General features: G+C 41.9%; 7 protein-coding genes and 5 pseudogenes. 4 read left to right on the plus strand and 8 right to left on the minus strand.

Going from position 1 to position 7,964, the window contains the following annotated elements:
* Nucleotides 1-155 precede the first annotated feature (155 nt).
* A pseudogene (locus F6K63_RS35820) lies at nucleotides 156-476 on the minus strand (IS630 transposase-related protein); the annotation flags it as partial.
* A 195-nt stretch (nucleotides 477-671) separates the two neighbouring features.
* Between F6K63_RS35820 and F6K63_RS35825 the strand changes: the two are divergent.
* The 3 genes from F6K63_RS35825 (at nucleotide 672) to F6K63_RS35830 (ending at nucleotide 2,388) form a co-directional block, all read left to right on the plus strand.
* Nucleotides 672-1,067 (plus strand): Crp/Fnr family transcriptional regulator, encoded by a 396-nt coding sequence (locus F6K63_RS35825; RefSeq protein WP_202799298.1) that lies wholly within the window; start codon nucleotides 672-674, stop codon nucleotides 1,065-1,067.
* Complete coding sequence (locus tag F6K63_RS37540) at nucleotides 1,068-1,277, plus strand: helix-turn-helix domain-containing protein (protein WP_202799301.1); 210 nt, start codon at nucleotides 1,068-1,070, stop codon at nucleotides 1,275-1,277. It abuts the gene before it with no gap.
* Nucleotides 1,278-1,824: 547 nt separating this feature from the next.
* A complete protein-coding gene (locus F6K63_RS35830) occupies nucleotides 1,825-2,388 on the plus strand; it encodes a calcium-binding protein (protein WP_008191890.1) in 564 nt (187 codons plus the stop codon).
* 188 nt (nucleotides 2,389-2,576) lie between these two features.
* On the opposite strand, the pseudogene F6K63_RS35835 reads toward F6K63_RS35830, so the two are convergent.
* The 5 genes and pseudogenes from F6K63_RS35835 to F6K63_RS35855 form a co-directional block, all read right to left on the minus strand.
* Nucleotides 2,577-2,996 (minus strand): annotated as a pseudogene (locus F6K63_RS35835) (NADH-quinone oxidoreductase subunit B family protein); the annotation flags it as partial.
* A gap of 22 nt (nucleotides 2,997-3,018) precedes the next feature.
* Entirely contained in the window at nucleotides 3,019-3,402 is a 384-nt protein-coding gene (locus tag F6K63_RS35840; RefSeq protein ID WP_287314869.1) for an Mth938-like domain-containing protein, read from the minus strand.
* A 42-nt stretch (nucleotides 3,403-3,444) separates the two neighbouring features.
* Nucleotides 3,445-3,609, minus strand: a pseudogene (locus F6K63_RS35845) (4Fe-4S double cluster binding domain-containing protein); the annotation flags it as partial.
* A pseudogene (locus F6K63_RS35850) lies at nucleotides 3,610-3,836 on the minus strand (helix-turn-helix domain-containing protein); the annotation flags it as partial. It lies immediately after the preceding pseudogene.
* Nucleotides 3,837-4,067: 231 nt separating this feature from the next.
* A pseudogene (locus F6K63_RS35855) lies at nucleotides 4,068-5,533 on the minus strand (IS701 family transposase).
* 503 nt (nucleotides 5,534-6,036) lie between these two features.
* On the opposite strand from F6K63_RS35855, the gene F6K63_RS35860 reads away from it, so the two are divergent.
* A complete protein-coding gene (locus F6K63_RS35860; protein WP_044495885.1) occupies nucleotides 6,037-6,450 on the plus strand; it encodes a response regulator transcription factor in 414 nt (137 codons plus the stop codon).
* Nucleotides 6,451-6,873: 423 nt separating this feature from the next.
* Here F6K63_RS35860 and F6K63_RS35865 read toward each other — a convergent pair whose 3' ends face one another.
* Complete coding sequence (locus F6K63_RS35865; RefSeq protein ID WP_287314870.1) at nucleotides 6,874-7,779, minus strand: NAD(P)-dependent oxidoreductase; 906 nt, start codon at nucleotides 7,777-7,779, stop codon at nucleotides 6,874-6,876.
* 60 nt (nucleotides 7,780-7,839) lie between these two features.
* A partial coding sequence (locus tag F6K63_RS35870; RefSeq protein WP_287314013.1) for a transposase occupies nucleotides 7,840-7,964 on the minus strand: 125 nt, incomplete at its 5' end.

Below are 7,964 nucleotides of genomic sequence, written 5' to 3' on the forward strand. Positions count from 1 at the left end.
CCTTAATCAATGGAGGCGCGCTTTCCTATGGCGAATTAAATTACGGGGTCGCGCCTCAAGTTTTAACCCTTTTTTGCATAACCTACCAACCATAAAGGCTCAACGTAATCAGGTTTCGTCTCCGGGGGAAACCCCCAAGACCGCGCTGCATCGCTTTCCCGATAACGAAGTTCTTTTTTTTTACGAGTTATTTTCATTTTTTTGAGTGCGTAGAATATTGCACTCGGGCGCACTCCAAATTTTTTGGCTCTCTCTATTAATTTAGCATCTGGATTTTCTTTGACATCTTGTTCTAAGGCTTTCCAATCTAGCTTTCTTTGACGACGTTCTACCTTAGTCGCCTTTAGTTATGAACGATTTAACCACTTGTATATTGTCGCTATTCCTATCCCAAATACTTTCGCTGCCTCTGTAATCTTTCCACCTTTTTCTATATACTTTATTACTTTTTTTCTGAAATCTAGACTGTATGGCATTGCTGTCAGTTATTGAAAATATACCCTTTTTATTTTACCTCATTACCGTCTTATCCTTAATTGAAACAACTATAGTTGCTGCCTGGGACATTTTCTGTGTTCAAGTTCTGATTTTTTCCGATCTTTTCCAACAGACATCGCCAAAAATGATTGCTTAAACTATTCACATGTCGTGCCGTACTAGAAGCCTTATTGATGAATCTATTGAAACCTGAGAGCCTTCCCCCTGCTCTAAGTCAGGGTGTCATCTTCCAGAATCTGGTTGCTGAACAGAAGCTATTTTACCAGGTAAATTCCGCATCGTCTTTTTTTGTAGTGGAAACAGGGCGATTCAAACTTGTTCACTACACTCAATCAGGGAAAATGGTTACACTTCAGGTTGTTAGAGCTGGTGAGAGCTTAGCTGAAAGTGCTCTTTTTTCAACGGTCTATCCTTACACAGCAATTGCTAAGGTAGCTTCACGAGTAATTTTTTATCCCAAGCAACTTCTTTTGTCAAGCCTTTGCCTTTATCCTGACTTGGCCGAGAATTTCATGACCATTTTGGTTAGACACATTCACTCCCTCAGAGTCCGTTTAGAGTGGCGATAAATTCGGACTGCTCACGACCGGGTACTTCAATATCTACACTACTTAGCTCAGTTCCGTAATCAAACGGTTCTCAGCTTAGACCAACCCTTCAAAGAAATTGCTGCTGAACTAGGTTTGACTCCCGAAACCGTATCACGAGCTTTGATGCAACTAGAGAAAACAGGAGCAATTACTCGTAAGAGGCGTTTGATTACCTTAATTGAAAATTGAAAATTGAAAATTGAAAATGGTTAATTGACTCTTGACAATTAACCATTAAGCATTAACCCTTGCCCTGAATATGAAGTGATTCACCGGACAAGCTATGACCTGTGTAAAACTTGATTTGAATCAAGTAAGTCTAATTTGTTTATAATTTTTATCCTTGACAATAATTTATAATCGCTTCCTCTAACACTTGATTTAAATCAAAAAAGTCTAACTTTTTTATAATTTGTTTATAATTTTTATTCAAGTATAAAAAATTATAGTTGATATCAATTCCGGTTAAACACTCATCCTACCAGGTAGTAGTTTAGACTACTCATTCATCGTTAATTGTTGATGGTAACTTCCATTAATTCCCATTAATTCCCATTAACAATTAACGATTTACCTGAATACAACGTGATTAACCGATATCTTGCATCATTGTCATTAATCCTAGGGTGGGCAGTGCCTACCAGCGCGCTTTGCAAGCTTCATTATCTGTCTGGTGCACTGCCCACCCTACATCAACTGTTAGAGAAAATTCAAGCTAAAACAAGGAGACAATTAAATGGCAGCAATATTAAGTCCAGGTAGCACAGGTCCGCTATTTATAAGCGACTTTGAGGGTGCAATGTTTTTTGATAGCCCTCAAGAGGGTGGAGGTGTATTCGCCGTAGGACAAGAAGATCAAACTAACATTTTTATTTTTGGCGACGGTAATGATGTAGCAGCTGGCGGCGATGAAGTAGATATACTCATGGCTGGAGCAGGAGACGATAACATCCAGGGTGCTGGAGGAACTGACTTTGTCTTCGGCGGTCTGGGAGATGATATTGTTCGAGGCGGCTTAGGAGATGATGTTGTTGTTGGCAATGAAGGATCCGATGTTCTGATCAGTGGCGGCGGCAGCGATATCTACGAGTTTTTCGCAGATCAGTTCTTAGAAGGAGATTTGGATATTATCCTCGACTTCGAAGTAGGAAGTGATGCGATAGTAGTTGTAGGCAGCACTGATGTAAGTTACGACGCCTTCACCGGCTTTTTATCGGTTGATGGATCGGAAGTTGCAGTATTAAATAGGGGGTTAGATATAGACGTCTTTACCAGAACCAATTCCGCTGTAGTATTCTAAAACGTAAGCTATCAGCTATCAGCTTATGCGCTACGCGGACGCTACTTGAGGTGCTATCAGCTATCAGCTTATGCGCTACGCGGACGCTACGCGAACAGACCAATTAAAGTAGGGTGGGCAAAGTAATATAATCTAGAATACTCAAAAGAAGCAAACTGTTTTTGCCCACCCTACTACAAGCTGCTATCTTGGTGAACGGGCAGTACCTGCTCTAGTAATTCCGGTACAATTCCTGGTTCGTAAGGGAGTTGGGGAGTGACATCCCCCAATTCGAGATAGGCGCGTTTGAGAACAGGTTCTGCACCGTCCAGCATATTCCGCATAGCAGGAACGTTGGCAGTGACGGCACAATCTCCGAAAGAAACGAGGATTTTGCTACGTTCCCGAACTTGGTTAATGAGTTCTAAGTTATCTTCATTGGCAATACCACCCTCTACTAAACAAACATCCACGTTTTCCGGGTATTCTTTCAGGTCAGACCCAACGGGACTGTAAACCACATCTACATATTGGGCGAGTTCGAGCAGCCATTCCTCTAGATCCAAAAAGGACATATGACATCCCGAACACCCCGCTAACCATACTGTTGCTAATTTAATTTTTTCCATCGTTACTCAAGCTGATAACGAGTTAACAAGTCGAATGAAATATACCTCCGACTTTTTTACCTTGTTGCATCAAACTGTTGAATAGGTCTACAGCTAATTTAGTCTGCCCGATATAATACTCAATTCCTATTTGATGGAGCAATTCCTCAGTTTCTGGACAGGTTTGTAGCATTAGTTGCATACCACGGGACAAAACCATAAACTCTATGCCCTGAGCCAAAATTTCTTCGATATCGGCGGGTTGAATACCGGGCTGATGGCGAGTACCTGTAAGTCTCCAATCCCATTCCTTAGCTCCTCCCGGCCATACTTTACAACCTTTGAATTGATAATTATCACCATTATTGGTTACCTCCATACGACCCCAAGAGATATGACTAATTAGGCTTGTCTGAGATTTGTTCATAACTATTACTGATCCAATTGTCCAACTATTAATTAGTAGAACCTATCGCTTCCATTCTTGTTTGGTTCTAGCTGTAACCAAAAATTCCAGCTTACCGCGATCGCGTTCTTTCTCTGCAGTTGTTGTGCCCTTACGGAAAATTGCCCCTGTGGGACAAGCATCTACGCATTTTCCGCAGGAAGTACAGGCATTTACCTCCCCCCAAGGAGAGTAACAGTCTTTTAGCCATTCGGTTTTCTCATCTTTTTTGAGCTTTGGCAACATAGCATTGAGTGCAGAACAAGACAACCCAATGCCTGTCTCTTTGTAAGTTTCTATGCATTGATTTAGCGCGCATAATTCCACCACCAACGAGCACAGCCAAAGTGCTGAGCAAGTATATGAATTTGCTCTTGTGTGGGGTAAATCCTTATTTTGACGGCTTGATGTCTCACTGTTTCTACACTTATCTATCGACCTTCTATCATTATATAGCAGTCGAAGTAAAGCTTAAGACATATTTCTGCTCCGAACGCGCCCCGCGTGGCCTACGGCCTTAGTCCCTACTCCCTGCTCCCTTTCAACCAAAATACTCTTTCCTAAACTATACTTCGGTTGCTATATCCCTCTTCTGTCACTCTCCGAATTTAAGAGATAATAAAAAATCGGGGAGTTGATCAATAAACTTAAAATGGTTTAACTTGATTTATAGTATCAATTAAATCATGAAATCCGAGTAACAAATAAGAATTATCTATAACATTTAGCCACGGTAAAATCAATCCTAATAAAAGAGTTGGTTGAATAATTAAACGAAAATTATTTAAGATACTTTTCCATCCACTTTTATTATTCCATGTCTTGATGCAGTCGCTCATGGGGGAAACCACGGCAGTCGCTCATGGGGGGAACCCCCAAGACCGCGCTGCCTCCCCAAGACCGCGCTGCATCGCTTGTGGATGTGTTGAGAAATCAACAGTCGGATTCGGCATTTCAGAATCAGCTAGTTCAGATGAATTTAAAGTAGACATTTCCTGGGTATTTAAACTAATCATTAGATAAGCACTCATAATTAGTTCCCACCATTTATTAATCTCCTGAAAATCCGTAAAACGATAATCTGTCCAACCCAGTTCTTGTTTACACTGCCGAAAACCATATTCAACCCATGTTCGCCTCCCGTAAAGATTGCCTAGAATCTTCTTAATTTTACTCCTTTTATCCTGAATATTAGTCATGACAAAAGATGTAGAGTTCTCTGGCATGGTTTCAGGAACTGTAGTCATTTCCCAATAAGTTCTGTAACTTCTCTTGCCAAAAATAATTTCTCGGATATATCTAGTTTATGATTTTTGATTGCTAAATATTCGCTCAAACTTACACCACTTATTAGCTCTTACTCTCTGAGCAACTGGCATCCAGACCCCATGATTGCTTTTAATTGCTAATATCCAAGGTAATTTGGATTTGTCTAATGTACTGATAAATGAACTACTTTCACCAGACAAGCTATCAGCTAATACTAAGTCAATCCGAAATCCATAATTGACTAATTCAGTAATTATTTCCGAGGCTAGTTCAATCTTCGTTTTGTATGTATCTCCTTCTTTCAGTTTTCCTTGTGGTTTAAAGACTTTAACTAGTAAATTAAAAGGAATATTTTTATAGACTCCATAAGCATTTACTGACACGATTCCATTATCTACTTTTCCTACACTGCCTAAATATTGTCTGGCTACATAGTCAGTTTTATTTCCTTTTTTTCTATCCCCTGTCTCATCAATTATTACCGTGATTATTTGGGAGTTTAATGCTTTGAGCGTCCGACTTAATCTTCGGGATGTTAATTCAGTCGCTGACCAAGGAGAATTGGCTAGAAAATGATGGAGTGACTGAGCAGATTTTATGCCTACTAACTTAGCTATTTCTGGAGGTGCGACCCGTGGCGAATTTAATTCGCCTAGGTCAAGCGCACCTATAGCGACTTTCTCTTTATCGGTGAGATTATTCCTAAATGTAAATATTTGAAACATTCATAACTTCTTACTTCTGGAAACAGGTCTTTATAAGCCTCACAATATTGATCAATAACCGAAACTGTTGGTTGTGCATCTCTGGCACTATGTTTGAGAATCTGTAACTCTACATCCATTGCCCTATCTACCTTTGAGCTACCCAATCTGTTTATTCTCTTATTTTACTTCTCGGAGAGTGACAAAAGAGGGATATATATTTGGCGATAAGTCGTCAAGTCATCGCTAAATATTTGTTCGCGTAGCGTGGCCTACGGCCAGGGGTCTATCCATCCCCACCCCTGCATAGGGATGGGGATGGATAGACCCCTCAAACTCCCCGATCAGTTAAACAGTGAAAAGACTGTTGGCTTGATCAGGTTTTGATACAGGGCATTATTAGTTTCAGGCAACGATAGCAACTGCAGTATTGCCCCCATTGCCATTTGGTGTGGGGACTTTTTTGTCGTACTTTAGCTACAGCGACTTTCAGATCGTGTCGGCTTGAATACTTATCCCTGATTAATTAATCAATGCCTAAAACACCCTACCGATTTACTAGCAAAGCATCCGGAATACCTCACTTGATCAAGTAAATTAATTGGTGTAGAAACAGGTAATGCTTTACCCAGCAGACTACTCTATGACTAAAAAAATCTTGATCGTTGATGATGAACCTTATATGAGACTCCTGATCGAGCAAACCCTGGAAGACCTGGAAGATGAAGGGGTAGAATTACTCACCGCTGAGGATGGTGAAGATGCTCTAGAGCAAGTTAAGTCAGAGCAACCTAATCTGGTATTTCTAGATTTAATGATGCCGAAAATGAGTGGTTTTGATGTCTGTAATCAGATCAAAAATGTTCTGTGTATCAAAGATATTTATGTGATCATGCTAACGGCTAAGGGACAGGAGTTTGATAAACAAAAGGGCAAAGAGGTCGGCACAGATATGTACCTCACTAAACCCTTTGACCCTGATCAAGTTTTGGAAAAATCTCAAGAAATACTTGGTATCACCGCTACTAGCGTGAAGTACCCCAACCTGCTTCGCTGAGGTTGGGGCTTCCAATTCTCAGGTCAACTCAGGGACGGTTTTATTCGTCTTTCGGGCTTCCCGCGCGCGTCCCCGACGCCTCAACCAGAGGCGCGACCCAAGGCCGGGTTCCCCGGCCTTGGAGGCGCGCGCCTGCTAGAATTGGTCTTACTCAGCGTCCACAGGCAGACATCCGCCTTCCGCAGACGTATAGTTTGACGACAGACTTACCTTGGAATTACAGCATCTATGGCTAACCAGCCGGGGCAAGTCTCTTCCCTGAGCTCTGCTAGTACTTTGTATACCTTCTATCAATAGGTAGCCTTTTAGTCAGTCAGGCGGGTCATCGACCAATTTTATTATATCACGAATCGGTCTCGCTATCCATCCCCACCTTTAAAGAAGCTGGGGATGGATAGCGAGTTTTGTTAAAGCCATCATCCTTCAGCTTCTGAGTTCGCCGTAAGCACGAATCATTGCTTGAGTTCCCTGTTCACCTCCTTTACCACTGTCAAGTTGTTGAACAACTTTGAAAAGACGGTCAGCTAATTCAACTCCAGCCAAATCCAGACTAGAAGACTGGAGGCTTTCGAGTACAAGCCTGAGGTCTTTGACCATGTGCTTAATCATGAAACCAGGCTCAAAGTCAGATTCAGCCACTTGTTGCCCTAAGTTGGATAACGCCCATGACCCAGCAGCACCTGTGCTACAAACCTCAATAACTAAATTAGGGTCAATTCCTTGATGTTCTGCCAACTTCATTGCCTCGCATAGGGCTACCATATGGACAGAACAAAGCACCTGGTTGCACAGTTTAACGGCTTGACCGCTGCCCACCGGACCGCACAGGCGAATGGTTTTGCCAAGAATTTCCAGTAGGGGTTTACACTCCTCGAAGTCCTTCTGGTCGCCTCCAAGCATAATGGTTAGGGTCCCATTTTTGGCTCCGATATCCCCACCGGAAACTGGTGCATCCAGAAAACGTAGGTTGTGCTTCTTTAGTTCCCCACTGATTCCCTGGGCTGCATTTGGTCCAATGGTGGTGAAATCCACAATTAGGGTATCGGGTTTGGCATACTCAGCCACTCCCTCAGCTCCTAGCATAACCGCTTCCACATCTGGGACATCCCCCAAGCAAGAAAAAATTATGTCAGCTGACTCGACGGCTTCCCGGATCGATGAGACTACCTTGGCTCCAGCATCAGCAGCAATCTTCACTCCTGGACGATCAGGGGTGCGATTCCAAGCCATAGTGGGGTAATTACTAGTGGAGTAATCACTACGGGCAAGATTGGCTGCCATATATCCACCCATAACGCCGAGACCAAGAAAGGTAAGATTGCTGTTCATGCTGATTCGATTAAGTCCGCTTATAATATTCGGTTCTTCAGTACCTAGTATGCTAAACTATTAGTTAAAATTCCAATTAAGTAAACATCTGGATTGAAAGTTTTTAAAGTTTCTGAATCCATAAGCTGAACGTTTAATAACTTTTAATTTGTTATTAATACCCTCAACCACCCCACTAGTTGTTC

Origin of the sequence: Moorena sp. SIO1G6, from assembly GCF_010672795.1 — a bacterium.
Lineage (GTDB): Bacteria > Cyanobacteriota > Cyanobacteriia > Cyanobacteriales > Coleofasciculaceae > Moorena > Moorena producens.

What these genes read in the sequence shown, in the direction of transcription:
- F6K63_RS35865 (WP_287314870.1), bottom strand. Translation starts at nt 7,779, where the DNA reads ATGAACAGCAATCTTACCTTTCTTGGTCTCGGCGTTATGGGTGGATAT.
- F6K63_RS35830 (WP_008191890.1), top strand. Translation starts at nt 1,825, where the DNA reads ATGGCAGCAATATTAAGTCCAGGTAGCACAGGTCCGCTATTTATAAGC.
- F6K63_RS35860 (WP_044495885.1), top strand. Translation starts at nt 6,037, where the DNA reads ATGACTAAAAAAATCTTGATCGTTGATGATGAACCTTATATGAGACTC.
- F6K63_RS35825 (WP_202799298.1), top strand. Translation starts at nt 672, where the DNA reads ATGAATCTATTGAAACCTGAGAGCCTTCCCCCTGCTCTAAGTCAGGGT.
- F6K63_RS35840 (WP_287314869.1), bottom strand. Translation starts at nt 3,402, where the DNA reads ATGAACAAATCTCAGACAAGCCTAATTAGTCATATCTCTTGGGGTCGT.